A 25,292-nucleotide genomic window follows, 5' to 3' on the forward strand; every position below is an offset into this window, starting at 1 on the left:
GGTGCCGTGATCCTCGGCGCGAGCCCGGCAGGCCACGCCATCTCCTCGTAGGGTGCCATTGTCCACACCGGTGGGTGTGGCGCGAGCCCGCGCCTCAGTTCTCAGTTGCAACGACCGGCGGCGCGCAGCAGCGCGTTGCAGGCAGGAGCGGGTGCTGGTGCGGTGCCGGTCGCCGGCCTGGCATTGGAACGACGCGCGGACGCGGGCGCATCGCTCTGGCGCATCTCCTGGCAGATGGCGTCGCTGAGCACCCGGCCCACCACCGACACTGACCCTTCCACGTAGCAGTTGTACGTGCGGCCGCCGTCGGTCTTGGCCAGGAAGGTCGTCTGCACGCCGCTGTCGGCCCGGTTCGAGATGGTGAACGCAGAGGGCGGCAGGCCCAACGCACGTGAGGTGTTGGTGACGATGGCGTCGTCGGTCACGGCATGCGATGCGCACCCACCCACGAGGACGGTGGCAGCGAGAAGCACGAAGAAGAGGGAGGTGGGTGAAGGTGTCATGCAACGCCGGGAAGTTCAGGGATGCGAGCGAACCCGCACTGGAACCCCCAGCCTAGCCAAACACCGCACTCCGGGAAACAGCACCATCGGGCAGGTGCCCGATGGTGCTATGGCCCGCGCCGAACCTCCTTCCTACGATCCGACCCTCTTGAACGAGCACAGAAGGCGCCGGGCCCCGGTGTCAGCTAACGAGGAATGGCAGTTATGACGAAGAAGAGCGCCTGCAGGCGATGGATGGCTTGTGTGTGGAGCCTGGCCCTGTTGACGGCCTGCGGGGGCGGCGGCGCAGGAGGGGCCGGTGGCGGCTTGCTTCCACCCATCGGCTTTCCGCCGCCCGTCGCGGTGACGCATCGGATGGACGTGAGCATCACCGGCGCCGGTCGTGTCGCGTCGCGGCCTGCGGGCATCGACTGCGCCGACAGCTGCGGCGCGGACTTCGCGTCGGGCACGCAGGTCACGCTCACGGCCACGCCGGCGGCGGGGCAGGTGCTCGGCAGTTGGGGCGGCGCGTGCAGCAGCAATGCCGACACCTGCACCGTGCGCGTGGACGCCGCGCTCACCGTCACGGCCGCGTTCGTCGCCGCACCGCCGGTGGTCGGCTGGGGCGATGCGGTCACGCTGTCCGCCGCCGGAGCCAGCTTGCCGAAGGTGGGGGTCGATGCGCAAGGGCGCGCGCTGGTCGTGTGGCGTCAACTCGAGGTCAATTCGCTGACGGACAGGCTGTGGGGCAGCCTCTACCAACCCGGCGGCGGCTGGAGCACGCCGCAGCGCCTCGAGGCCAACAACGGTGCGGTGCGCGACGTCCGTGTCGCCATCGACAAGCCGAGCGGCCGTGCCGTCGTGGTGTGGACGCAGTTGAGCTCGGTAACGGGCTATGACCTGTGGGCGCTGCAAGTCGACCCATCGACCGGCTGGGGCACGCCGGCGCTGCTGGAGACCGGCAGCGGCACGGTCGGCTTCGCGAGCGCGGGCATCGACGCCAACGGCAATGCCGTCGCCGTGTGGTCGCAGATCGGTCCCGCCACCCGCTTCAGTATCTATGCCAACCGCTACACGCCGGCGGGTGGCTGGGGCACGGCCGCGCTGATCGAGACCGACGAGGTTGTGGGCACCGTGGACGGCGACCCGGCGGTCGTGGTGGCGGGCTCGGGCGAATCGCTGGCCGTGTGGAAGCGCTCCACCGGCAGCAGCGCCTCGCTCTGGACCAATCGCGCCGATGCGGGTGGCACCTGGGCCGCGGCGGCTGAACTCGTGCCGGACGCCGGCACCGCGCAGTCGATCGGCGCGCACGATCTGGCAATCGATGCCGGCGGCAATGCGCTGCTGGCCTGGGGCCAGGTCGACCTGCCCGGCGGCGGCAACCAATGGGAGAGTGCCGTGTGGTTCAAGCGGTTCTCGGGAGGCGCCTGGCAGGGCGGCACCGCACGCGTGGGCGCGCCGTTCATGTCGACGCAGGCCTTGCTGAGCACACCTGTGCTGCGCATGAACGCGGCCGGTGCGGCCGTGGTGAGCTGGGGGCGGCTGGACAACGCGCTCATGGCCGCAACGGCGGCGCCGGGCGCGGCATTCGGTGCGGACACCGTGGTCCGGCCGGCAGTTTCACAGGCGCTGACGAGCCTGCCCGCGCTGGGCGTGGATGACGCGACGAATGCGCTGGCAGCGTGGACCCAGGCCAACGGCGCGGGGACCGGCGACCTCTCTGCAGCCCGCCACACGCTGGCCGGAGCTTGGGGCGCGCAGGCGCTGCAGGAAAGCAGCGATGAAGCGGCCCAGACGCCCGACATCGGCATGAACGAACTGGGGAACGCGGTCCTGGCCTGGCAACAGTTTGACCCGGCTGCGGGAACGCGCATCTACATCCGCCAGTACGGTTCTGGCAGATAGGCCTCGCGCTGCTGTGTGCAGTCGCGGGCCGGGGCGGCGACTAAGCCCGCCGCCGTGCGGCCACGTGGAGCGTGCGCACGCGCGTCTCGTCGGGCGGCTGCGCAGGCGTCGATCTTCCCCACCCCTGCGGCAGCTCATGCAGCACGGTTTCCGCATCGAGCGAGCGAATGGCCACCGAGGTATCGGCCGGAATCCGCCCCTGCGCCACCATCGCCTCGTAGCGCAAGGCGCTCACCCGCAGGAATGACGCGAAGTTGCCGACTTCGCCGCGCGCAGCCACCAGCTCGTCGTAAAGCCGCTCGATGAGCTGCACCACGACCATGCCGTCGCGCTGCGCGATTTCTTCGAGCACCTGCCAGAACAGGTTCTCCAGGCGGATGCTGGTGACGACGCCGTGCAGCCGCACCGAGCGTGTGCGCGCGTCGTAGCTCTGCGGGTCGGCACTGATGAAGACTTCGCACATGGGCGGCCTCCTTGTGAGGGATGAGGTGGGGACGCACGCACTGTAGCGCCGCCCGTGGCGCAGCGGGCGCCGGTCGATCAGTGTTCGATGCGCGTGCCCAGCACAACCAGGAACTGCGAGAGCCACGCCGGGTGCGCCGGCCATGCGGGCGCGGTGACCAGGTTGCGATCGGTCACGGCCTGATCGACCGGAATGCCCATGTACTCGGCGCCCGCCAGTTCCACCTCGACCTGACAGGCCGGGTAGGCCGACACCTTGCGGCCCTTCAGCAGCCCTGTGGCCGCGAGCAATTGCGCGCCGTGGCACACCGCCGCCAGCGGCTTGTTGGTGGCCAGGAAATGCCGCGCGATCTCCACCACGCGGCTGTGCATGCGCAGGTATTCGGGCGCGCGGCCGCCGGGAATGACGAGCGCGTCGTAGGCCTCGGGGCGAACGTCGGCGAAGTTGGCGTTCAGCGTGAAGCGGTGGCCCGGCTTTTCGCTGTAGGTCTGCGCCCCTTCGAAGTCGTGGATGGCGGTGTGAATCCAGTCGCCGGCCTTCTTGTCCGGCGCCACGGCATGCACCGTGTGGCCCACGGCGAGCAGGGTCTGGAAGGGCACCATGGTTTCGTAGTCTTCGGCGTAGTCGCCGCAGAGCATCAGGATCTTGCGAGCCATCTCTTGTCTCCTTCGAATGAGGTTGGAATGCGGCTTGGCGCCGGGGCGCTGGCCGTCGCCGCATTATTCGAAGAGGGAGTGCGCAGCGGGTAGCAGCCGGCTGTGATTCCGCCTTGCAGAGCCTGGATCAACGGCGGCTTGTGGTTTGCCGCGATCGGGGCTTCCGCGAACTTGCTTTTGGACGTTGCGGAATGTATCTTCGCGGCGGGCGCGAGCACAGAGGCCGCGCCCGACAAGCAAGAACAACGAGGGGAAAACATGGGAGGAGATGCGCCGGCTGCGCGTGCAGCGGCCAGCCGGTTGGCTGCGCGTGCGGCAACTGCCCTCTTTCTTTTGCGTCGGCATTGCCGCATGCACAACCCCCAACCCATGCTCCTTCAAAGAGCGCCCCTTCGGCTGCGGCCCGCAGAGGGCGCCGTCGTCGTTCGCGCAACATTGCTTCGCTGTCCATCCTTCCGAAAAATGAAAACGAGGAGTCTTCCGTGAGACCGAGTGCCCCGCTCATCCAACGCGTCCTGCGATACCTTTCCTTTCTTGCCGCATGCGCCGTCCTTGTCGCTTGCACCACCGCACCCATTGCCTCCCAGCAGACATTGACTGGGCAGGAAGGCGCGGTAGTCCTCAAGCTCATTACCAATAGCCCCGGCGAAAACGACCCCGCTGAAAGCCTTTCGTCGCTTCATCTGGAGCGCGTGCTGGCGCCTGGCGAAAAGCAGACCGGGCGCGATCTCGTCACCCTCGTGCGGACCCGGCAGGCCACCTACACCACCGCCGTGTTCAGCGGCATGGTGAACCCGGGCCGGTACGTGATCAAGAACGCCATGGGCGGCCAGGGCAACATGGTCTACACCTTTCCGATCGATGCGAAGTTCGGCAGCTTTGATGTGGTGAAAGGTGAAGTCACGCTGCTCGGAACGCTGCTCATCCAGCCTCGCATGGGCACCCGCTTCTTCATCGCCTATGTGCCGCCCGAAGAGGAACTGCAGAAGTCCTTCGAAACGCTCTATCCGGCGCTGGCCAGCCAGACGCGGGGCCGTCCTACGCACGGCTTCACTCCTACGGCGGACCTCGAGCGCCGCGCCGCGCTGACGTCCGAGTCCAAGCGCAGAGCGTCGCTGTGGAACGGTCTTGTCCAAACCGCAGACGGCGAATTCATGGCCGGTAGCAAGCTGGGCAAGGTGCTGTGGCGCAAGGCGGGCACGACCCGCTGGAAGGAACTCGACGTCGGTACCTGGCGCGAAGTGCTTTCGGTGCGCCCCTTCCGTGGCGGCTTGCTTGCTGCCGGCGAAGAGGGGCTGCTGCGTCTTTCCACGGACGAGGGCTTGAGCTGGAAGCAGTTTGCTCCGCCGGACGACGGCCTCATTCAGCTGGCCCAGCCGATGAGCGACGGCAGCGTGGTCGTCTTCTCTCGCAGCGACCGTCTCTGGTCAGCCTATGTGTCCGAAGACCTTGACGCCGGCAAGTGGCGCAAGCTCGGCGAGTTTCCGGATACGCAATCGATCAACGTCCCGTGGAAGCGGACGATGGTCGTCGGCCTGCCCAACGCGGCGGGCGTGATGATGCCCAACGGCGATCTGCACATGACGGATGGCAAGACGGTTACGCGAGTCAGCAACGGTCAATCGACGCTCGACGTGAACGCATTGCCCGACGGCACGCTGGTGTCGCAGACCGTGCTCATGACGAAGTCCACGCTGCTCTCGAAGGACGTGGGCAAGACGTGGACAGACCTGAACACCAGCCGGTTCGTGGTCACGATTGCCTTCAAGGACAGCAAGACCGCCTATGCCGTCTCACCGATCGCACCCGGCGTTTTCCCGGGGCCGCTCGGTTTGATGACGACGCGCGACGGTGGAAAGAGCTGGGCGCACACGGGCAGTTCACCGGGTCTCACCGGTCCCTATGCGGTGCGGCAGATGATGGTGGACCGCTCCGACGGATCGCTGCTCGCTTTCTTGCCGGACAACGCGATTGTTCGATCCGCAGACGAAGGCAAGACTTGGCGGATCGTGAAGGACGACTGAGCGTCGACCGGGCGCCGGCCTCAGATGAGCGTCGTGCGCACGCCGCGCGCCATTACGCGCGCGTCTGGTTGAGGGAAGGCGCCGACGCGGTTAACAGAAGTTCGCAAAGATTGCAGGGCACGCCAAAGAGCTGTGCCACGCCACAGGGTCGTCATTGACCTGCCTTTTCGCCTGAATAGTCTCGCTCAGGGTTTTCCCGCATCTCCGGGCCGACCTCATCCGGACAGGCAGACAACTCACAGAAAAGGCCGAATCATGAAGACCACCCAACTCGCCCTCGCTGCTGCGCTCACCGTGCTTGCAGTCGCTTCCGCCAACGCCCAGCAGCGCACCCGCGAAGCCGTCGAAGCCGAAGCCATTGCCGCCGCCCATGCACCGGACCAGAACGTCACGCGCGGCTCGCGCGGCGCCGATCCGTTCAAGTCCGTGGCCGATCCTGAAGCTGTGTACAAGCAGGCCGTCGAAACTGCCAGCGCGCCCAATCAGAACGTGACGCGCGGCTCGCGCGGCGCCGATCCGTTCACGTCCAGCCGTGACCCGGCTCAGGTCTACCAGGAAGCCATGGCCACCGCCGCGGCGCCCGACCAGAACGTGACCGGCGGCTCGCGCGTCAACAGCCGGGTCATCTCGACCATGCAGAACCCCGTGCTGCAGTCGGCACAGGGCAAGTAAGCAAGTTCCGAAAGCGCCGCCGCTACGCACTGTTCCGCGCGCGGCGCGCGGGCTCGGCCTGATGCAGATAGCCGGTGAATGTGTCGGGCGGCGACGAGCCCGTGAGCTGGGTCAGGATGCGGCCGACTTCGCCCCGGTGATAGCCCGCATGAGTCGCCACGTGGGCCAGCATCTCCTCGCGCGACATCCGCCCCGGGTTTCCGTCGGTGAACGTGAACTCGATGCTTTCCTCGAACTCCTGAGGGTTCAGGCGTGCGACGTAGTCGATGTACCAGCGATCGGTTTCCCTCACCGCCTTGGCCAGTGCCTCCAGCAGTGGTGGCTCTTGCGCACCCGTCGCGGTGTAGGCGTGCGTCATGCGCTGGACATTCGCGACGAAGATGCGGTCGACGATGCAGGCGTGGTTGAAGACGCGAAGCGCCATGCGGTATTCGTCGGGTGGGCCTTGCCTGGCCAGGTCGGCCAGACCGGCGAGCAGCCCCTCGTCAGCCCAGGCCTTGTACTGGAACAGCGAAGTCAGAAGCGTCTGCGTACTCATCACAATCTCCCCTTGAACCATGAAATGCACGCCTCGCGTTTCATAGGATGGCCGCCAGCGTGCGGTCCTATTCTTGAGTGGAGCCTCGAACTTGGGTACTCGCATTCCCCCGCCGCGCAGGACCATGCGCAAAGCGCCGCGCCAGCAGCGTTCGCGCGTCACGGTGGACGTGATCGTCGAAGCCGCAACTCGCGTTCTGGCGCGCCGCGGATGGGCGCGGTTCACGACCAACGAGATCGCTGCCGTCGCGGGCGTGAGCGTTGGCTCGCTCTACCAGTACTTCCCGAACAAGCTGGCGATTGCCGAAGCGATCCGCCAGCGTCATCTCGACGAGGTGCTCGTGGCGTTGTCCAGCGCTGGGGATGACAACGAAGCCGTCTCGCTCGACCAGCGGGTGACACGGTTTGCCGACGGTGTCATTGCCGCCCATTCGGTCGACGAGGCGCTGCACCGGGTTCTGCTCGACGAGGTGCCGCTCGTGGCGCGGTCGAGCTATGCAGAGTTCGAGGCGGAATACCAGCGACGCTACCGGGCGCTGATCGCAGCGAGCGCGAACACGAACGGTGGCGCTGGTGACGACGAGACGGCCGCCCGCGTGCTCTCATCCGCCGTCGAAGGGGTCGTCCACGCGGCGGCGCATCGTGGCGACCTGGGCTTGCCCGCGCTCAGAAGCGAACTTGTCAGGTTGATCCTTGCCTACCTGCGGGACCGCCAGCAGGCAGCGTGAACGCTCAGGCGTAGGCCTTGGTCGAGCGCAATTGCAGCAAGGCCAGCATGCGCGCTTCCTCTGCATCCCGCAGGCTCTTGGCGGCCCGGCTGGCGGAGTACGACACGTAGAGCGTGTCGATCGCTTTTTCCCAGCACTGGGCCGTCTGGTAGATGCTGTCGGCACTTCCCGGCTTGGCTGGCACGGCGTATCCGGCCTTGCGGAGGATGTTGGCTTTGTGGTCGGTGCTGAGCATGACGTGGTCCCCCCAGTCGATGGTGTGAGGAGCACGATATCCGCGATGCGGCGTGTGCGCTATTGGCCACACGACGTATCTAGATGTAGGAAAAACCCGCCCTCAAGGGGCTTGGGCGGCCAAAAACTAGGCCATAAGGCTTAGCTCGTGTCTCTCGATTGCCACACGAGAGTGGCGGCGGTCAGGTCTTCCAGGGCACTGCCGACGGCCTTGAACACGGTGCGTTCTCCGGCGACCGAGCGGCCCGGATGCTCCGCGCGGCACAGCGTGGCCAGCGTGCCCCGGACCTCTTCCGCACGCAGCGCGCCGGCAGCCATCGCGTCGAGCAGATCGCCAGATTTCTGCAGCGCCTCTTCTGTGTCCACGAAGGTTTGCGCGCCTGCAAAGCACTGCACGTCGGCCTCGCGCATCGCGGGTGTGAAGCTGCCGATCAGGTCCAGGTGCGAACCCGGCGCCAGCCATTCGCCGCGCACCAGCGGCGCGGTGGCCAGCGTGGCGCAGCTCACAATGTCGGCCCGGCGCACGGCCGCTTCCAGGTCGGTGACCGCCCGCGCGTTCCAGCCCTCGGCGCGCCACTGCGCGGCCAGAGCTTCGGCGCCTTCGGCCCGGTGGTTCCACACCCACAGTTCGTCGATGGGCCGCACGCTCGCGTGTGCGGCCGGCAGCATGCGAGCGATGCGACCGGTGCCCAGCACCAGCAGCCGATGCGCGTCCTGCCGCGCCAGGAACGACGCGCCCAGCGCCGACGCCGCGGCCGTGCGGCGCGCGGTGATCTCGTTGCCGTCCATCATCGCCAGCGGCACGCCGGTGTGCGCGTCGTACAGCACATAGGTCGCATGCAGCCCGGGCAGGCCGCGTGCGCTGTTGCCGGGAAAGATGTTGATGGTCTTGATGCCGAGGAAGCCCGCGTCGCTCCACGCCGGCATGATGAGCACGGTGCCTCTGCTGCTGCCGTCGCTTCCCGCAGTCTCGATGCCATGCACGTGGCGCGGCGGCACCTGGGCTCCGGCCGTGAAGGCCGCGCGCAGCGCGGGCACCAGCCGCTCGAAGCTCAGCGGTGCGCGGGTGGCGGCTTCGTCGAAATGCTTCATGGCTGTCGTCATTGCTGCAGCGGATGCTGCGCGGATTCGAAGAACGCGGTCAGCGCCTTGCGGTAGGCGGCGCCGTACCGCAGGGCCGTCATCGGCTCGAGGTGGCTGGCGCCTGGCACTTCGATCAGCCGCTTGGGCTCGCGCGCATCGGCCAGCAGGCGCCTCGAATGCGTGGGCGGAATCACCTGGTCGGCCGTGCCGTGGATCAGCAGCAGCGGAATGGGCGACACGGCCGCCACGTACTTCGACGCCGCGTACTCGTCGCTCACCAGCATGCCCGCACCCCACAGCTTGTCGTTGGCAATCGACGAGTAGGAATAGAAGGTCGACTCGATGGCGGCCGCTCTCACGCCAGCCCGGTTGCCAGCGCCCACCACCGCAATGGCATTGGTGCCGCCCAGGCTCTGCCCGAAGACGAACAGCCGCTGCGCGTCGACATCGTTGCGCGAGCGCACGTAGTTCAGCGCGGCGTTGGAGTCCTCGAACACGCCTTTGGGCTCCGGCTTGCCTTCAGACTGGCCGTAGCCGCGATAGTCGAACACGAACACGTTGTAGTCCTGCTTCGGCAGCCAGGCCGCGAAGCGCCAGTGCGTGCTCATGTTCTGCGCGTTGCCATGGAAGTGCACCACCGTGCCCTTGGCTTCCTTCGGGTTTCGGCGGTTCTCCGCGGGCAGGAACCAGCCGCTCAGGCGCGTGCCGTCTGCGCTGGTGAACTGCACACTCTCGTAGCGCAGGCCCAGAACGTCGGGCGTTTCATAGGCCACGCTGTCGGGGTAATAGAACATCGACTGCATGCAGCCCGCCAGCATGAGCGGCAGCGTGCACAGCGCAAGCTTCTTGCACCACCGGCGGACAGCGCTGTTCGTCATGTCTGCTTGCAGCCTGCGGTGGCCGCGCGGTTCTCCGCGAGCATGTTGCAGAAGAGGGCGCCTTGCTCGATGGCGTCGTCCAGCGCGACGTGCGTGTGCGGCAGCTTGTCGAACCAGCGGCGCGGCATGGCGCGCTTGGTGCTGTCGCGGTAGTCGAGCTTGAGCATCGCCATGGCAAACGACTTGACGTCGAGCGCCGAGTGGCTGAACGGGCTCTCGCCCGCGAAGCGCATCAGGTACCAGTAGACGAAAAGAAAGTCGAAGCCCGCCGGGTAGGCGACGAACACCGGCCGCGCGGGCAGGCTCTTGAGCCAGCTCACGTAGTTCTTCATTGCGTGGGCCGGGTCCTGCAGATCGGTGCGGCAGGCGGCCCAGGCCTCGGGCTGAGTCTTCCACCAGGCGGCGGTCTTGGCGTCGGCCTCGGCGCCGGGCAGGGTGTGCAGGTTGGCGCTGAAGGTGGAGACGAGTTGCTTGTCGGCCGTGTAGGCGGCCGAGCCGAAGCTGAGCATCGAGTTCGGGCCGGGGATGGGGCCGTCGGATTCGACGTCTGTGCTTATGTAGATTTCTGACATGGGGGTTGGAGTCTTTCCTGGCTGCAGATGTGCTGCATGCCTCCTTAATTCGAGGTAGCGGAGAGCCAGCGCTTCCACCACGGATGTTTTGCCGATGCGATTGCCGATGGAGCATCGGGCTCGGACGCATCCGGCGACAGGAATATCTTGCAGGCCTTTGCGCGATTTCTGAGGCTTTCGACGGTGCCTGCAGGTGCCCATTCCGACGGTTCGCTCTCGAGCTGGTCGAACGCCCAACGGAGTTCGGATTCCGCCACGTTGAGCATGGGATCGCCGGTGACCGCGCCCTGCGTGGCGGCCAGCAGCTGCTGTGGGCTGCCTTTGTCGAACCAGAACGCGCATGCGGCAATGTACGAAAAAATCGCGGCCTTCATGCCGGCGTTGTCAGGGCTGGGGGTTTTTGTCGACGACAGGTGCCGTGCCAGGTCGTGCTGCACGCCGAGCATGCCGTCCACCATTTCGTCGCATTCAACCGGCAACTCGAAATGCTGCAGCAGCAGTTGTGCCCACAGCACCTCATCCAACCGATCCTGTAGCGCGAACTCTTTGCCGAAGCCGATGGCCGAGGCGTAAGCCTCGAGGTTGGGATAAAGGGCTTGGGCGCAGAAGATCGCAAACGCCGCGGCCTTTGGGTTCGAGAGCTTCGACAGCCTGAGAGAGAAGGCCTCGGAGAAGCGGGTCTGTGCTTGCGACTCGGAGACTTGCTGGATGTTCTGCTCGACCCAGTGCAAGTACCAGTCGTTGAAACCCATAGGGGTTCCATCCTTGTTCAGGAAGGGCTCGATGCCGCCGTAATCCGCGCGCAGGTCGCGCCAGACGGTGCCTGCCAGCGGGCCGCTGACGACCAGCCAATTGCGCAAGGCGCATCCTTCATGGCAGATGGGGATGGCCCCGTCAGTGATGCTTGTTGCGTAGTAGTCGCTTTCAAGCCGTTTGTCCCAGGCTTCATGCAACCGGTCTTGTTCGTCGACGGGCATGTCTTCTGGCGGGTCGGGTTGTTGGCTCCAGAAGTCATCAGGGAGGTTCCATGCGCTGCGCAAGGGGAACGGTTTCGACAAGTCTCCGGCGAGCTTGTAGCCGTCGTCCCAACTGGAGAGGTCGTGACTCTGGTCCTGCATGCCGAGAGGAAACACGCCATACGCCGGGCCTGCGCCGCCATTCCCGATCTCGGTGATGAACCTGCGGTACTCATCGGGAAACCTGCACTGGTGCTTTGCCTCCACCTGCGCGACCTCTTCTTCGGAAAGCGGCGGATTCAGGTCGTACCAGTGCGCTTTTGCCGCGAAGCAACTGCAGTCCAGGTCGAGCCGCTTGAGCGTTTGAAGGCGGGACAGGATATCGGTCACGACGGGTTCATTCCTCTTTGCGAGTCACTCGATTCCGAGGATCGATGGAATCGAGCGTTGAAGCTCTTCGACCAACTCGGGGTCCATGTATTTGTATTCATCCGGAATGTCGAGCACGTGGATCGGCTTGCCTTCCAGCATCCGCGTGAACTCGGCCATCAGCCGTGACTTGTGTTTTTCTTCCATCACTAGGATGACGTCGGCCCATTCGATGTCGTCGACGGACACCTTGTGTCGCGCATTCGGGCTCGTGCCGGCGGAGCGTGCGGAAATCAGCGGGTGCCGGCGCCAGAGTTGTTCCGCGGTCGGGCTGCGCCACTGGTTGCGGCTGCAGATGAAGAGGACGTTGCGCATGAGTCGGGTGGAGGATTGGGGCAGCTGGAAGACATGCAAGTCTTGCCAGCGTCCGGACGAGTTTTCGATCAGCGTGACTTCGGTGCACGCTGCATGCACGGTGCCAGACGCGAGGAGGCGAATCTGCAGTTCGGCCGCTGCAGCATCCGCGTCGAGCGAGTTGCCGTGCGCCACCGTCAGATGCGGAATGACGCCTTGGTGTTCGCCGCCGTACGGAGGGAAATCGGGGAAGGCTTCCACGAGCGCCATCGTCATTTCGATGAAGGGCGCGGCCGGCTCCGGTGCGAGGTAGGCGGTTTCGGGGAAGCGCCCGACCCTGGCCAGGGAAAAGTCAAACGACGGCGTCTTGTTCAGAACCTGCTGCGCACGCTCCAGCACTTCGGGCGTGATCAGTGCAGGGGCCATGAAGGGAACAAGCACCGTGATGTGCGCCGGCACTCCGAGTGCCACAGTCGCGTCGTAGCGGCAGCGCAGGTCCCCGACAAGAGCCTCGGCAGCGGGGACTTTCACGGCGAATGCGGAGATGGCCATCGCGGCGGAGGATAGCTCAGGCGTTGGCGATCTGGCCCCAGTCGAGCCCGTGCTTGACGAGGTACTTGCGCAGCCTGTCCGCATCGTTCACCACGCTGCGCTGCGCGCGCGAGGCCTGGAAGAGCTGGCGACCCGCATCGGACAGGCTGCGCGATTGCCGGCAGACGCGCACCACCGCTTCGAGCTGCAGGCGGTCGAACAGGTCGAGCGCTGCTGCGCGCTCTTCGCCGAGCAACGCATCAAGATCGACGTCGCCGCTCGCAGCCGCCGACGGCCCCTGGTGCTTCCACAGCCACCGCAGCCGCGCGATCTCTGCCTCTACCAGCGCCACCGGAATCCGCCCGCCATCGGCTAGCGTCGCCAGCCGCGTCACGCTCGCCGACAGATCTCGGAAGTTGCCACTCCAGATCGCTTCGCCGCTCTGCGCAAAACGCAGGTAGGCCGCGCGTGCCTCGGCGTTGAAGCGCACCACGCGATGGTTCTCCGTTGCGTGAATGGCCAGCAGGTGATCGACGTTGGGCTCGATGTCCTCGGGGCGCTGCGCGAGGCCCGGCAGGTCATACGTCCAGAGGTTGATCCGTGCGAACAGGTCTTCGCGGAACCGGCCTTCGGCCACGTCGCTGCGCAGGTCGCGGTTGGTGCCGGCAATCAGCTGGAAGTCGCTCTCCACTTCCTTGTCGGCGCCCACGGGGAAGAAACGCTTCTCTTCGATCGCCTTCAGCAGCATCGCCTGCTCGTCGAGCCCGAGTTCGCCGATCTCATCGAGGAAGAGGGCGCCTTGATGCGCCGTGCGCAGAAGGCCCGCACGATCACTTGCCGCTCCGGTGAAAGAGCCCTTCTTGTGCCCGAACAGCGTGGACGCCGCCCCGTCCCCGCGCAGCGTCGCGCAGTTCACTTCCACGAATGGCCCCGTCATCTGGTGCCGTGCCTGCTTCAACTCGAACATGCGCCGCGCCAGGAACGACTTGCCCGCGCCCGTCGGCCCGATCAGCAGGATCGGCGCGCGCGATCGCACGGCCACGCGTTCGATTTCGTCGATCAGCGCATTGAAGCGCGCGTTGCGCGTGGCGATGCCACTCTTCAGGAACGCGACCGCATCGCGCTGCTCCGCATCGAAGCGCCGCGCGATCACGTCGTAGCGCGACAGGTCGAGGTCGATCAGCGTGCACTTGCCGGCCTCGCCTTCGCGCTGCTTCCTGGGCGGCGAGGTCTGCGCCAGCACGCCGGGCACCACGCGCGATTCCGACAACAGGAACATGCAGATCTGCGCGACGTGCGTGCCGGTGGTGATGTGCGTCCAGTACTGCTCGCGCTCGGTGTCGAAGCTGTAGGCGCGCGCCCAGTCGTAGAGGCGCGTGTAGACCTCGCCGAAATCCCACGGGTCCGCGAGGTCGAGCGGCACGAGGTTGACGGTGGTCTCGGGGGACACGGTGGCGATGTCGGCCTTCACCACTTCGGCCAGCGCCTTGTGTCGCAGCGTGTAGAGCAGCTCCATGCGCGAGACGACCATGTCTTCGTGCTGGGCGAGCGAGACAGTGGGACGCCACTTGTTCCAGCGGCCGGCGCCCTGGCCGGCGTCGAGTTGGGTGCCGAGGAAGCTGATGACGACGATTGGCTTCATGGATATAAAGCTAGCTAAATTTATAAATGAATGTGAATTCTATCGAGCTTGATATCGCGAGCAATGGCGCCGAGAAAAGAATTTCTCCTTTCATATCAACGACTTGTTCAACGCCGGCCCGCAACAGCGCCAAGCTGGCACGCTGGCTGCAATAGATCACCCGTCAGGATGCAGTTCAACCGCTCGCAGGTGCCGCATGAAAGCGGCCCGGTGCAGCAAGCCAGGTCTGTCCTTGGGTTTGCCGTATGCCGCAGTTGAACTGGCTGGCAACTGGGCTTGTTCCAGTTCTGCTCATGGTTGAGCACCGTGTTGACCACATGGCGTTGCGGGTTCGATTCCCGCGAAAAACCCGGCGGTGCTTGCACCGCCATCTGATGGGGGCGAAAGCCCCTCCGCCCCGGCACACCGGAGCGATGGCGCAGGGCATGCAAATGCCTTGCGGCGCGCGACACCGTGCCAAGCGCAGGCGGCTTGCGCACCGCGTGTGTGGCAAGGAACTGCGTGCAGCCATCGACGGCGAGGGAAGTGACGGCGTTGCACATGCGACGACGGGAGGCACCTACCGAACCGCGCGACCGCTGCACGTCAGGCCTTGGCTACCGCAGTGCCCGCCGCCTGCCCTTTCGAGGGCCTGGATTGAGTGACTGAACGAAACGAATAACCGAACCGAACAACGAGTGGGAGTAGAAAAAATGCTGGGTTTCAACCGAATCACGATCAAGAAGAACGAACGCGCGCTGCTGCTGCGCAATGGCGATTTCGAGCAACTGCTCGGCGCGGGCAAGCACTGGGTGTTTTCGTGTTTCGACCGCATCGAGTTGGAGCGCTTCGCGCTCGCCCAGCCGGCGTTCGAGCACGAGCTGGTCGATTACTTCCTGGCGCGCGAGCCCGAACTGGTCGAGCGTGAGTTCGTGCACGTGTCGCTTGGTGAGGCCGAAGTCGGCCTGCGCCTGGAAGACGGCGTGCTGGTGCAGATCCTGCCGCCTGCCACGCGCAAGCTGTACTGGCGCGGTCTGCGTGAGCAGCGCGTCGACGTGATCGACGTTGCCGACGATGCACGCCTGCCGGCCGAGCTGGTTTCGAAGCTGCAGAGCGTGGCCCTGCGTCCGCGTGCGGTGGCTGGCCTCGACGGTGTGCTGCTGGTCCAGGTGCCCGAGTTCCATGTCGGTGTGTTGACGCTGCAGGGCCAGATGCAGGAGCTGCTGCCGCCGGGTAACCACGGTTTCTGGCGCTTCAACCGTCAGGTGACCGTGTCCTGTGTGGACCTGCGTGCGCAGATCGCCGAAGTGAGCGGCCAGGAAATCCTGACCCGCGACAAGGTGGGTCTGCGACTGAACATGTCGGCGGTGTGGCGCTTCACCGATGTGCGGCAGGCAATGGCGCAGATGCCGAAACCCGCCGAGCATGTGTATCGCGAACTGCAGTTCGGGCTGCGTGCAGCCGTCGGCGAACAGACGCTCGATGCACTGCTGGAGAACAAGGCGGCCATCGACCAGACAGTGCTGGCGCAGGTGCGTGAGCGGCTGGAAGGTACCGGCATTGCACTGGAGAGCGTGGGCGTGAAGGACATCATCCTGCCCGGCGAGATGAAGACCATCCTCGCCCAGGTGGTGGAGGCCGAGAAGTCGGCCCAGGCCAACGTGATCCGTCGCCGTGAGGAAACTGCGGCCACGCGCTCGCTGCTGAACACGGCCAAGGTGATGGAGGGCAACCCGGTCGCGTTGCGGATGAAGGAACTCGAAACGCTGGAACGGGTGGCCGAGCGGATTGACAAGATCTCCGTGATCGGCGGTCTGGACCAAGTGCTCAACGGACTGGTGACGCTTCGGCCGAACGGTTCCTGAGCGATAGGCAGAGAGAGATACGGGCACGCAGGCACAGAAGGGAGCGCCACTGCCAAAAATGTTGATATTGCCGGCAGCCTGGGTAAGACCAGGTACGGCGGGAAAGTCGGTTGACGAGCAAGGTTGAGGATGCAGGTGCTGGCTCCGATGACGGGTCTGTCACTGGCGCGCGTTTCCAATCGTCGACTGGGCCATCGGACTCAAGAACCATGGTCGCCGTATTGATGCGGGTTCGAATCCCGCCGTGTCCACCAGTGGAGTGAAGCGAGAAAGAAAATGATCGAAGAAGAAATGCGAAACCAGGACCTGATCGGCTATGACCTGCACGACGCAGGCTGGGCCGAGATGAACTTCCGCGCCGATCCGCAGCGGTTGGACTTCGCGGTGTCCTATCTGCACGATTCGCTTGGTGACCTCGCACGCATGGGCCTTGCCCTGCAGAAGGGTGCCACGCACGCCGAGGCTGTGTTCATGGACGAGCCGGGTGAAGTGATCGTGGTGGTTACGGGCGACAAGGATGCGCTGCAGTACGAACTGCGCCAGTACCGTGACTGGGCCAGCTGGGGAATCGTTGCGGTGGACGACCACGAGGTGGTGGCACGAGGCGAGATCCGGCGTGTCGAACTCGTCCGCAACATCCATGCGATCCTGCAGCGCATTCACGTGGAGGTGGGACCGAAGCGATACCGCGAGATGTGGGTCGAGCACGACTTCCCGCTGCAGGACTACGAACGTCTTTCGATCGCGCTGCACAAGCAGTCGATGATCTGACCGAAGGCCAAGCCTTCACGAAACAATGAGTGAAATGATGAAAAACGAACAAGTGAACTACAACCTCCACGAAGTCGAAAACGGCGTGCCCGTGAAGATGTGGACCCGCGGCGTGCCCGTGGAGCCCGAAGCGCAGAAGCAGCTCGAGAACGCCGCGCGCCTGCCCATCGTGTTCAAGCACATCGCGGCCATGCCCGATGTGCATTACGGCATCGGTGCGACCGTGGGTTCGGTGATCCCGACCTTCAAGGCCATCATCCCGGCCGCGGTGGGCGTGGACATCGGTTGCGGAATGATGGCGTGCAAGACCACGCTGCATGCCAATGACCTGCCCGATAACCTGGGCCCGCTGCGCGGCGCGATCGAGAAGGCCGTGCCGCACGGCTCGAACCCCAAGCGCATGGGCCGCGATAAAGGTTCGTGGGAGACCCCGCCGAACGAAACCGACGTGGCGTGGGGTGCGCTGAAGGACGAGTTCGACGCGATCTGCGAAGACTACCCGCGCCTGAAGAACACCAACAACCACAAGCACCTGGGAACGCTGGGTACGGGCAACCACTTCATCGAGGTGTGCCTGGACGAAGCGGGCTCCGTGTGGTTCATGCTGCACTCGGGTTCGCGCGGCGTGGGTAACGCCATCGGTACGCACTTCATCGAGCTTGCGAAGAAAGATGCCGAGCTGCACCAGCGCAACCTGCCCGATCAGGACCTGGCGTACTTCGAGGAAGGCGCCCAGTACTTCGGCGACTACGTGCGTGCGGTGGGTTGGGCCCAGAAGTTCGCGCGTGCGAATCGCGAAGTGATGATGCAGCGCGTGGTCGCGGCCGTGCGCAAGGTCATCACCAAGCCTTTCGAGGCGCACGTGGAAGCGGTGAACTGCCACCACAACTACGTGAGCCGCGAAACGCACTTCGGTGAAGGCGTGCTCATCACCCGCAAGGGCGCGGTGAGTGCAAAGGCCGGCGAGCTGGGGATCATCCCCGGCAGCATGGGCGCCAAGAGCTTCATCGTGCGCGGAAAGGGCAACCCCGAGAGCTTCATGAGCTGCAGCCACGGCGCTGGTCGAAAGATGAGCCGTACCAAGGCGAAGAAGCTCTACACCGTGGCCGATCAGATTGCCGCGACCGAAGGCGTCGAATGCCGAAAAGACGCTGACGTGATCGACGAGATCCCGATGGCCTACAAGGACATCGACGCGGTGATGGATGCGCAGAAAGACCTGGTGGAGGTGGTTTACACGCTCAAGCAGGTTGTGTGCGTGAAAGGTTGAACGCGATGCTGTAGGAAGGGAAAGGGCCCGCGAGAAGCGGGCCCGCCTTCGTAGCGTCGCATTACGAAGGTTTGAAGAAAAATGAAGAGCAACAAACAACGCCGCGCCGAGATCAAGGCGCATCGCCTCAGTCGCGCTGTCGCACAGGCTGCACGCCTGCGCGCGCAGGATGTCCGGCCGCTGCGCGCCGACGACGAATACTCGCCTGGAAGGGAGCTGGCGGACCGGCTCGTTTTGCAGCTGCATAACAACACGTATGGAATGCTGCCTGCCTTCTACGTAGCGCGCCCCTTCACCTGCCGCGATTGCGGCGCCGAAGAGGTGTGGACCGCGAAGCAGCAGAAGTGGTGGTACGAGGTGGTGCACGGCGCCATCGATAGCGGGGCGGTGCGTTGCCTTGCATGCCGCCGCGCGCGTCGCCAGTGCTTGCGGAACACCGGGCCGGGCGCGAACCTTCTGCGCGAGCAGACGGATCGCCTGCGTGCGTTGGGCGCAACGAAGCCGAACGCGCAAGCCAAGACGGAAGTCGAGGCGGCACTGCAAAGCAAATGGTGGAGCCTGCGCGTCGTGGCGATACAGACAATAGGGCGTTGGGGCGGCGAGGCGAACCTTGAAAGGCTCCATGCGTTCATGGCGGCTCGTCCGGAAGGCGGACGCCGATACTTTGGTTGGGAGCGGGTCGCTGCAGACGCCGCGAGAAGCGCACTGATGTACAGGGAGCGATCGACGTGATGATGAAACTGACTTTCCTGGGGACCTCCTCAGGCACCCCCACGCGCCACCGCAACGTCTCCGGACTCGCGGTGCAGACGGTGCTCAACGCCGACTGGTTCCTGATCGACTGCGGCGAGGGCACGCAGCATCGCGTGCTGCAAACGCCGCTGTCCTTGAACGACCTGATCGCCGTCTGCATCACGCATGTGCACGGTGACCATTGCTACGGCCTGCCGGGCCTGCTCGCGAGCGCGGGCATGGGCAAGCGCACGAAGCCGCTGAAGCTGATCGCACCGCTGCCGGTGTGGGAGTGGTTTCAGGCCACGCGTGCGCTGACCGACCTGCATCTGCCCTACGAGATCGAGCATGTGAATCTCGAAGACCAGCCGCTGGTGTACGAAGCGCCCGGCGTGCGCATCGAGCGCCATGTGCTGTTGCACCGGGTGCCCAGCCACGCCTATCGCGTGCAGGTCGAGACTCGCCGTTCGAGGCTGAAGGCCGATGCGTTGCGTGCCATCGGCTTGCCGCCCGGCCCCGCATGGCGTGCGCTGCAGACCGGCGAAGACGTGCCCTTCAACGGTGAGATGCTGCGCAGTGCCGACTACGCGGACACGCAGGTCGACATGGCCACCGCGGTGCTGGGCGGTGACAACGCCGAGCCCGCACTGCTGCGCGATGCCTGCATGGGCGCGCAGCTGCTGGTGCACGAAGCCACCTTCACGCAGGACGCGCTCGACAAGGTCGGCCCCGGGCCGATGCACAGCTCCGCGCGCCTGCTGGCCGAGTTTGCGCAAACCGTCGAAGTGCCGAACCTGATCCTCACGCATTTCAGCGCGCGCCACCAGAACGAAGAGGGCATGGCCGCGCTGATGGCCGAGACGCAGGCGCACTACCGTGGTCACGCGTTCCTGGCCAACGACCTGGACGTCTACGAACTCGACAGTGCCGGCCACGTGACCGTCACCCGAGACTGATTGAAGAGAAAGAAAAGAAGATTGTCATGAGCACCGAAGAAGAATTCCTGCGTTCCGCCCATCCGATCGAGCCCGCTATGCGCGCGCAGATCATGGAGGCCCTGCGCGACATCGAAGCGAAGCATGACGTGACCGTGCTCTTCGCCTGCGAATCCGGCAGCCGCGGCTGGGGCTTTGCCTCACCCGACAGCGACTACGACGTGCGCTTCATCTACGTCAACCGCCTGCCGTGGTACCTCACGGTGACGCCGCGCCGCGACGTGATCGAGGTGCCGATCAGCGGCGACCTCGACATCAACGGCTGGGACCTGCGCAAGGCGCTAGGCCTGATGCGCGAGTCGAACCCGACGCTGCTCGAATGGCTGCGCTCGCCCATCGTGTACCGCGACGACGTGGTGGCGATGCCGCGTTTCCGCGCGCTGTCGGAGGCGGTGTTTTCCAACGCGCGCGGCTGGCACCACTACAGCTCGATGGCGAAGAAGAACTTTCGCGAGCATCTTCAGGCCGACGAGGTGCGCTACAAGAAATACCTCTACGTGCTGCGCCCGCTGCTGGCCGCGCGCTGGATCCGCTCGCATCCTGGCGTGCCGCCGATGCGTTTTGCCGACCTGGCGCAGCGAACGCTCGACCCGTCGCGTGACGCGGCACTGATCGACGAGATCAACGCGCTGCTCGAAGTGAAGATGCGCGCCGGCGAAGCCGCGACCAGCCCGCGCTGGCCCGGCATCCACGCGTTCATCGAGTTCGAGCTGGCGGCCAATGCGGCCGAGCCGGTGACGCCACTGCCGCAGGCCGAAGAGGCCGGCCTCGATGCCTTCCTGCACGAGACGGTGCTGCGCTTCGAGAAAGAAAAGTCGGAGGCTGCGCATGATTGAGCTCGACGGCTCGCAGGGCGAGGGCGGCGGCCAGATCCTGCGCACCAGCCTCGCACTATCGGTGGTCACGGGCCAGCCGCTGGCCATCGAGAAGATCCGCGCGGGCCGCGCCAAGCCGGGCCTGATGCGCCAGCATCTCGCGTGTGTGAATGCGGCTGCAGAAATCAGCGGCGCACAGGTCGATGGCGCGGAACTGGGTTCGCAGTCGCTGCGCTTCCAGCCCGGCCCGGTGCGCGCGGGCGACTACCGCTTCGCGATCTCGGGTGCCGGCAGCTGCATGCTGGTGCTGCAGACCGTGCTGCCACCGCTGCTGCTTGCTGGTGCGACGAGCCGCGTGCACCTGAGCGGCGGCACGCACAACCCGATGGCGCCGCCGTTCCACTTCCTGGAGCGCGCCTTCACGCCGCTGGTGCGCCGCCTGGGCGCGGACCTGCAGCTGACGCTGCGCCGCTGCGGCTTCTATCCGGCCGGTGGTGGCGATGTCGAAGCGACCATCGTGCCGGCTTCTGGCGCGCTGCAGCCCTTCGACCTGATGACGCGCGGCGCGCACCAGTCGAACTACGCCGAGTGCCTGGCGCCCGGCCTGCCGCGCCATGTGCCGACGCGTGAGCTCGACACGCTGGGCGGCGCGATGGGCTGGTCCGCCGAACAGCTGCGCTTCGGCTCCGTGCGCCAGAACGAGGGCCCGGGCAACGCGCTGCTGGCAACGCTGGCCTACGAGCACGTCACCGAGGTATTCACCGCCTTCGGCGAGAAGTCGCTGAGCGCCGAGCAGGTGGCGCATGGGCTGGTGAAGGAGCTGCGCGCGTTCCAGAAGAGCGAGGCCGCAGTCGGCCCGCACCTTGCGGATCAGCTGGCATTGCTGCTGGCGCTCGCTGCGTGGCAGAGCAAGAAGACCTGTGCCTTCACCTGCAGCGAGGTGACGGAGCACACGCGCACCAACTGCGCGGTGATCGAGCGCTTCCTGCGGGTGCGCTTCGCGATCACCGAGAGTCGTCAGGCCTGCACGGTACAGGTCTCGCCAGACTAGCTCAGGCGAGTGGTGTCGCGTTGGCGTACAGGCGCAGCAGCATCGCGCGCAGCGTCTTCACTTCCGCCGCGCTGAAGTCCGAGGTGGCCACCGCCTCGTAGTGCTGCGCGAGCGGAATCAGCTCATAGGTCAGCGCAAGGCCGCGTTCCGTGAGCGCGATGCGCACCGCGCGCTTGTCGGTGTCGCACTTCTCGCGCGCCACCAGTTCGTTTGCCGCCAGCCGGTCGACGATGCGCGACAGCGCCGACAGATCGGTCGACGCGTGCGTCGCCAGTTCCGACAGTGTCTGCCGCGGCGTGTGCTGCAGCGACGCACACACGCGCCATTCGCTGAGGCTGAGTCCGTAGGGCTTCAAAGCCTTCGCAAAGGCATTGCCCATGCGTGCGCCGGCGCGTGCCAGAAGGAAGGGAATGGCCTTCTCGAGGTCGTGATCTTGGGGCAGGGTTTTCATCTAGACATGCTTGAACAATCAAGTATATAGTCCGCCGCAATTACTTGAATAATCAAGCAAATACGGAGACGATCATGAGTCTGAAGCCTTCCCGCAGAGCTGCCATAGCATGCGCCATTGCACTGTCTTTCCTGGGAGCGATGCCTCTGGCAAACGCTCAGGGAACGGCTGCCAAGTGGCCCCAACAGGCGGTGCGCTTCGTGGTGCCGTTCCCCGCAGGGTCGGCGCCCGACGTGCTGATCCGCCATGTGGGCGCCAAGCTCGGCGAGAAGTGGGGGCAGGGCGTGATCGTCGACAACAAGCCTGGCGGCAGTGGCGTGATCGGCATGAATGCGATCCTGGCCGCGTCCGCCGACGGCTACACCTTCGGCTTCGTGCAGGGCTCTGCCATTTCTGTGGCGCCCAGCACCATCAAGGGCGTGACCTACGACTTCAACCGCGACTTCGTACCGGTCACGCTCGCGGCGGTCGCGCCCTTCATGCTCGCGGTGCCGGCCAATTCACCCTACAAGACGCTGGCCGACTTCATCGCTGCCGCGCGGGCCAAGCCGCAGGGCATCGAGGTGGCAGACAACGGCCGCGGCACCGCGCCGCACCTGGCTTCGGCATTGCTTGGGCTGCAGTCGGGCGCGCAGTTTCTCGAAGTGCACTACCCGGGCGGTGCACAGGCCATGCAGGCCACGCTGGGCGGGCAGACGCAGATGATGGTCGAGACCTACAACGTGGTCGCCGGCAATGTGCAGGGCGGGCGCATGCGCGTGCTGGCCAGCATGGGCGACCGCGTCGAGGCCGGGCTGGAGCAATTCCCGCTCGCGAGCAAAACCGTGCCCGGTGCGGTGGCGCATGGCTGGTTTGCCGTCATCGCGAAGAAGGGCGTCGACCCGCAGGTGCTCGCGAAGCTCAACAAGGACATGAACGAGGCGCTGCTGCTGCCCGACGTGGTGGCCAAGTCGCGCGAGCTGGGCACCTACCCGCGCCCTGGCACCCCCGAGCAGCTGGCGCGCTACATCGCCGACGACCGCAAGACCTGGCAGGACGTGCTGGACAAGCTCAACATCAAACCGGAGTGATTCATCCATGAAGAACAAGATTGCGCTCGAAGAGCATTTCGCGATCGACCTGACGATCGGCGACTCGCAGGTATACGCCCGCCCTGAGGTGTGGCAGGGCCTGAAGAACAACCTGCTCGACTTCGAGCAGCAGCGCATCGAGCAGATGGACGAGTGGGGCACCGAGCTGTCGATCCTCTCGCTCAACTCGCCGGCGGTGCAGGCCATTCCCGATGCGAAGCGCGCCATTGAGGTCGCGCAACGCGCCAACGACGTGCTGGCCGAGCAGACGAAGCGCCATCCCACGCGCTTCGGCGGGTTCGCGGCGCTGCCCATGCAAGACCCCGAAGCGGCTGCGCGCGAACTCGAGCGCTGCGTGACACAGCTGGGCTTCCATGGCTTCCTGGTCAACGGCTTCTCGCAGGTGGGCGACGAGAACACCGTCGTCTACTACGACGACCCGCGCTTCGCCGATTTCTGGGCCGTCGCCGCCACATTGAAGAAGCCCTTCTACATGCACCCGCGCGACCCGTTGCTGAGCCGCGAGCCCATCTACGAAGGCGCGCACTGGCTCACCGGCCCCACCTGGGCCTTTGCGGTGGAGACCGGCCTGCATGCGCTGCGCATCATGTCGAGCGGCCTGTTCGACCGGTACCCCGATCTGCAGATGATCCTCGGCCACTTCGGCGAGGGCATTCCCTTCAACATCTGGCGCGTCGACCACATCCTGCGCAAGGGCCGCCGCGGCATGCCCTGTGACAAGGAGATCGGCGACTACCTGCGCAGCAACGTGCACATCACGACCAGTGGCAACTTCCGCACGCCCACGCTGCTGTCGACGATGCTCGAAGTGGGGGCGGACCGCATCATGTATTCGGTCGACTATCCGTTCGAGAAGCACGAGGACGCGGCCCGTTGGTTCGACAAATGCGAGATCAGCGAGAACGACCGCCAGAAGATCGGTCGCGACAACGCGCGCAAGCTGTTCGGATTGAAGTGACATGCGCACTGTGAAAGACACCCGTCCCGTGCTCGTGGCCGGTGGCGGCATCGGCGGGCTCGCCGCGGCGCTGGCGTTGGTGCGCGAGGGCTATCGCGTGAAGGTGATCGAGCAGGCCGGCCAGATCGGTGAGATCGGCGCCGGAATCCAGCTCAGCCCCAACGCCTTTGCGGCCTGCGACGCGCTGGGCGTGGGCGAGCATCTGCGCGCCAAGGCGGTCTACACCGAAGAGATGGTGATGTTCGACGCCATCGACGCGAAGCGCGTGGCGAGCATTTCACTCTCTGACAGCTTCCGCGAGCGCTTCGGCAACCCCTATGCGGTGATCCACCGCGCTGACATCCATGGTGCATTGCTCGAAGGCGTGAAGGCCACGACCGAAGGCATCGAGTTCCTGACCTCGACCAAGGTCGTGCACATCGAGCAGGACGACACGGGCGTGACGCTGATCGACGCGCAAGGCGGCCGCCACGAAGGCCAGGCCGTGATCGGCTGCGACGGCGTGCGCTCGGCGGTGCGACAGCAGTACGTGGGCGACAGCATCCGCGTGTCGGGCCATGTGGTGTTTCGCGCGGTGGTCGATACGGCCGATTTCCCTGAGGCGCTGCGCTTCACCGCGCCGTGCATCTGGGTCGGGCCCAACTGCCACCTGGTGCACTACCCGCTGAAGGGCGGCGACAAGTTCAACATGGCCGTCACCTTCCACAGCGACCAGCCGGAGGAGTGGGGCTCGATGGATGGCGACCCGGCGGAGGTGCAGCGCTACTTCCGGCCTACCTGCGAGCAGGTGCAGCAGCTGCTGCGCATTCCGAAGGCGTGGAAGCGCTACTCAACGGCCGACCGCAACCCCATCGAGCAATGGACCTTCGGCCGCGCCACGCTGCTGGGCGATGCGGCGCACCCGATGGTGCAGTACCTGGCGCAGGGCGCGTGCATGGCTTGCGAAGACGCGGTGACGCTGGGCCTCGCGCTGCGCCGCGAAGAGGGTGACTGGCCGCGCGCGCTGGCTTTGTATGAACGCTCCCGCGTGGCTCGCACTGCCCGCGTGGTGCTCTCAGCGCGAGAGATGGGCCGCATCTATCACGCCAAGGGCGTCGAGCGGCTGGTGCGCAACAGCATGTGGACGGGCCGACCGCAGGAGCGCTTCTACGACGCGCTCGAATGGCTCTACGGCTGGACGGCCGCCAACTGCCTCGACGACGAGAAGGCCGCGTGAAATTCAAGGAAA

The 25,292-nt window shown here is 65.6% G+C and carries 27 protein-coding genes; 14 read left to right on the top strand and 13 right to left on the bottom strand.

The window, feature by feature from the left end:
• Positions 1 to 101: 101 nt before the first annotated feature.
• Positions 102 to 503, bottom strand: a complete 402-nt coding sequence (locus tag NWF24_RS03365) for a hypothetical protein (RefSeq protein ID WP_258352986.1) — start codon at positions 501 to 503, stop codon at positions 102 to 104.
• 204 nt (positions 504 to 707) lie between these two features.
• Between NWF24_RS03365 and NWF24_RS03370 the strand changes: the two genes are divergently transcribed.
• Positions 708 to 2,387, top strand: coding sequence for an InlB B-repeat-containing protein (locus tag NWF24_RS03370; RefSeq protein WP_258352987.1), 1,680 nt, complete (start codon positions 708 to 710; stop codon positions 2,385 to 2,387).
• A 40-nt stretch (positions 2,388 to 2,427) separates the two neighbouring features.
• Here the strand turns inward: NWF24_RS03370 and NWF24_RS03375 are convergent, their stop codons facing one another.
• Both NWF24_RS03375 and NWF24_RS03380 read right to left on the bottom strand, forming a co-directional pair.
• Positions 2,428 to 2,850 (bottom strand): ribbon-helix-helix domain-containing protein, encoded by a 423-nt coding sequence (locus tag NWF24_RS03375; protein WP_258352988.1) that lies wholly within the window; start codon positions 2,848 to 2,850, stop codon positions 2,428 to 2,430.
• Positions 2,851 to 2,927: 77 nt separating this feature from the next.
• Positions 2,928 to 3,506, bottom strand: a complete 579-nt coding sequence (locus NWF24_RS03380; RefSeq protein WP_258352989.1) for a DJ-1/PfpI family protein — start codon at positions 3,504 to 3,506, stop codon at positions 2,928 to 2,930.
• 344 nt (positions 3,507 to 3,850) lie between these two features.
• On the opposite strand from NWF24_RS03380, the gene NWF24_RS03385 reads away from it, so the two are divergent.
• Both NWF24_RS03385 and NWF24_RS03390 read left to right on the top strand, forming a co-directional pair.
• Positions 3,851 to 5,530 (top strand): WD40/YVTN/BNR-like repeat-containing protein, encoded by a 1,680-nt coding sequence (locus tag NWF24_RS03385; protein ID WP_258352990.1) that lies wholly within the window; start codon positions 3,851 to 3,853, stop codon positions 5,528 to 5,530.
• A gap of 255 nt (positions 5,531 to 5,785) precedes the next feature.
• On the top strand, positions 5,786 to 6,202 hold the full coding sequence (locus NWF24_RS03390; protein ID WP_093057575.1) for a hypothetical protein: 417 nt from the start codon (positions 5,786 to 5,788) through the stop codon (positions 6,200 to 6,202).
• A gap of 22 nt (positions 6,203 to 6,224) precedes the next feature.
• Here the strand turns inward: NWF24_RS03390 and NWF24_RS03395 are convergent, their stop codons facing one another.
• Complete coding sequence (locus NWF24_RS03395; protein WP_258352991.1) at positions 6,225 to 6,740, bottom strand: DinB family protein; 516 nt, start codon at positions 6,738 to 6,740, stop codon at positions 6,225 to 6,227.
• A gap of 124 nt (positions 6,741 to 6,864) precedes the next feature.
• Here NWF24_RS03395 and NWF24_RS03400 point away from each other — a divergent pair, with 124 nt between their 5' ends.
• The gene (locus NWF24_RS03400; protein ID WP_258352992.1) at positions 6,865 to 7,467 is read left to right on the top strand and encodes a TetR/AcrR family transcriptional regulator; all 603 of its coding nucleotides are present in this window, start codon (positions 6,865 to 6,867) and stop codon (positions 7,465 to 7,467) included.
• Positions 7,468 to 7,471: 4 nt separating this feature from the next.
• Here the strand turns inward: NWF24_RS03400 and NWF24_RS03405 are convergent, their stop codons facing one another.
• The 8 genes from NWF24_RS03405 to NWF24_RS03445 form a co-directional block, all read right to left on the bottom strand.
• Entirely contained in the window at positions 7,472 to 7,702 is a 231-nt protein-coding gene (locus tag NWF24_RS03405) for a hypothetical protein (RefSeq protein WP_093079631.1), read from the bottom strand.
• A gap of 140 nt (positions 7,703 to 7,842) precedes the next feature.
• A complete protein-coding gene (locus NWF24_RS03410; RefSeq protein WP_258352993.1) occupies positions 7,843 to 8,793 on the bottom strand; it encodes an ornithine cyclodeaminase family protein in 951 nt (316 codons plus the stop codon).
• A gap of 8 nt (positions 8,794 to 8,801) precedes the next feature.
• On the bottom strand, positions 8,802 to 9,662 hold the full coding sequence (locus NWF24_RS03415; RefSeq protein WP_258352994.1) for an alpha/beta hydrolase: 861 nt from the start codon (positions 9,660 to 9,662) through the stop codon (positions 8,802 to 8,804).
• Positions 9,659 to 10,234 (bottom strand): exonuclease, encoded by a 576-nt coding sequence (locus tag NWF24_RS03420; protein ID WP_258352995.1) that lies wholly within the window; start codon positions 10,232 to 10,234, stop codon positions 9,659 to 9,661. Before NWF24_RS03420 ends, NWF24_RS03415 begins: the two co-directional genes overlap by 4 nt.
• Positions 10,235 to 10,278: 44 nt before the next feature.
• Entirely contained in the window at positions 10,279 to 11,580 is a 1,302-nt protein-coding gene (locus NWF24_RS03425) for an SMI1/KNR4 family protein (RefSeq protein WP_258352996.1), read from the bottom strand.
• A gap of 24 nt (positions 11,581 to 11,604) precedes the next feature.
• Positions 11,605 to 12,465: a 2'-5' RNA ligase family protein gene (locus NWF24_RS34250; RefSeq protein ID WP_375338437.1), complete on the bottom strand. Its 861-nt coding sequence runs from the start codon at positions 12,463 to 12,465 to the stop codon at positions 11,605 to 11,607.
• 16 nt (positions 12,466 to 12,481) lie between these two features.
• Positions 12,482 to 14,086 carry an RNA repair transcriptional activator RtcR gene (gene rtcR, locus NWF24_RS03440; protein WP_258352997.1) on the bottom strand — a complete coding sequence of 535 codons (1,605 nt, stop codon included), beginning with the start codon at positions 14,084 to 14,086 and terminating at the stop codon, positions 12,482 to 12,484.
• A 107-nt stretch (positions 14,087 to 14,193) separates the two neighbouring features.
• The gene (locus NWF24_RS03445) at positions 14,194 to 14,628 is read right to left on the bottom strand and encodes a hypothetical protein (protein ID WP_258352998.1); all 435 of its coding nucleotides are present in this window, start codon (positions 14,626 to 14,628) and stop codon (positions 14,194 to 14,196) included.
• A gap of 150 nt (positions 14,629 to 14,778) precedes the next feature.
• Here NWF24_RS03445 and NWF24_RS03450 point away from each other — a divergent pair, with 150 nt between their 5' ends.
• The 7 genes from NWF24_RS03450 (at position 14,779) to rtcA (ending at position 21,564) form a co-directional block, all read left to right on the top strand.
• Positions 14,779 to 15,930 carry a slipin family protein gene (locus tag NWF24_RS03450; RefSeq protein WP_258352999.1) on the top strand — a complete coding sequence of 384 codons (1,152 nt, stop codon included), beginning with the start codon at positions 14,779 to 14,781 and terminating at the stop codon, positions 15,928 to 15,930.
• A gap of 276 nt (positions 15,931 to 16,206) precedes the next feature.
• The gene (locus NWF24_RS03455; RefSeq protein ID WP_258353000.1) at positions 16,207 to 16,701 is read left to right on the top strand and encodes a hypothetical protein; all 495 of its coding nucleotides are present in this window, start codon (positions 16,207 to 16,209) and stop codon (positions 16,699 to 16,701) included.
• A gap of 37 nt (positions 16,702 to 16,738) precedes the next feature.
• On the top strand, positions 16,739 to 17,971 hold the full coding sequence (locus NWF24_RS03460) for an RtcB family protein (RefSeq protein ID WP_309148858.1): 1,233 nt from the start codon (positions 16,739 to 16,741) through the stop codon (positions 17,969 to 17,971).
• Between the two features lie 81 nt (positions 17,972 to 18,052).
• Positions 18,053 to 18,703, top strand: coding sequence for a zinc-ribbon domain-containing protein (locus NWF24_RS03465; RefSeq protein WP_258353001.1), 651 nt, complete (start codon positions 18,053 to 18,055; stop codon positions 18,701 to 18,703).
• Positions 18,703 to 19,659 carry a ribonuclease Z gene (locus NWF24_RS03470; protein WP_258353002.1) on the top strand — a complete coding sequence of 319 codons (957 nt, stop codon included), beginning with the start codon at positions 18,703 to 18,705 and terminating at the stop codon, positions 19,657 to 19,659. The genes NWF24_RS03465 and NWF24_RS03470 overlap by 1 nt, the downstream gene beginning before the upstream one ends.
• 26 nt (positions 19,660 to 19,685) lie before the next feature.
• Positions 19,686 to 20,534 carry a nucleotidyltransferase domain-containing protein gene (locus NWF24_RS03475; RefSeq protein ID WP_258353003.1) on the top strand — a complete coding sequence of 283 codons (849 nt, stop codon included), beginning with the start codon at positions 19,686 to 19,688 and terminating at the stop codon, positions 20,532 to 20,534.
• Positions 20,527 to 21,564: an RNA 3'-terminal phosphate cyclase gene (rtcA, locus tag NWF24_RS03480; RefSeq protein WP_258353004.1), complete on the top strand. Its 1,038-nt coding sequence runs from the start codon at positions 20,527 to 20,529 to the stop codon at positions 21,562 to 21,564. The genes NWF24_RS03475 and rtcA overlap by 8 nt, the downstream gene beginning before the upstream one ends.
• Position 21,565: 1 nt before the next feature.
• Here the strand turns inward: rtcA and NWF24_RS03485 are convergent, their stop codons facing one another.
• Complete coding sequence (locus NWF24_RS03485; protein WP_258353005.1) at positions 21,566 to 22,015, bottom strand: MarR family winged helix-turn-helix transcriptional regulator; 450 nt, start codon at positions 22,013 to 22,015, stop codon at positions 21,566 to 21,568.
• A 140-nt stretch (positions 22,016 to 22,155) separates the two neighbouring features.
• Here NWF24_RS03485 and NWF24_RS03490 point away from each other — a divergent pair, with 140 nt between their 5' ends.
• From NWF24_RS03490 to NWF24_RS03500, 3 genes are read left to right on the top strand one after another with little or no spacing between them, the layout of a single operon-like run.
• Positions 22,156 to 23,085 carry a Bug family tripartite tricarboxylate transporter substrate binding protein gene (locus tag NWF24_RS03490; protein WP_258353006.1) on the top strand — a complete coding sequence of 310 codons (930 nt, stop codon included), beginning with the start codon at positions 22,156 to 22,158 and terminating at the stop codon, positions 23,083 to 23,085.
• 7 nt (positions 23,086 to 23,092) lie between these two features.
• Positions 23,093 to 24,064 carry an amidohydrolase family protein gene (locus NWF24_RS03495; protein ID WP_258353007.1) on the top strand — a complete coding sequence of 324 codons (972 nt, stop codon included), beginning with the start codon at positions 23,093 to 23,095 and terminating at the stop codon, positions 24,062 to 24,064.
• Position 24,065: 1 nt separating this feature from the next.
• Positions 24,066 to 25,280 (top strand): 3-hydroxybenzoate 6-monooxygenase, encoded by a 1,215-nt coding sequence (locus NWF24_RS03500; RefSeq protein WP_258353008.1) that lies wholly within the window; start codon positions 24,066 to 24,068, stop codon positions 25,278 to 25,280.
• The last annotated feature ends 12 nt before the right edge of the window (positions 25,281 to 25,292 follow it).

Origin of the sequence: Variovorax paradoxus (assembly GCF_024734665.1) — a bacterium.
In the GTDB taxonomy this organism is placed as follows: Bacteria; Pseudomonadota; Gammaproteobacteria; order Burkholderiales; family Burkholderiaceae_C; genus Variovorax.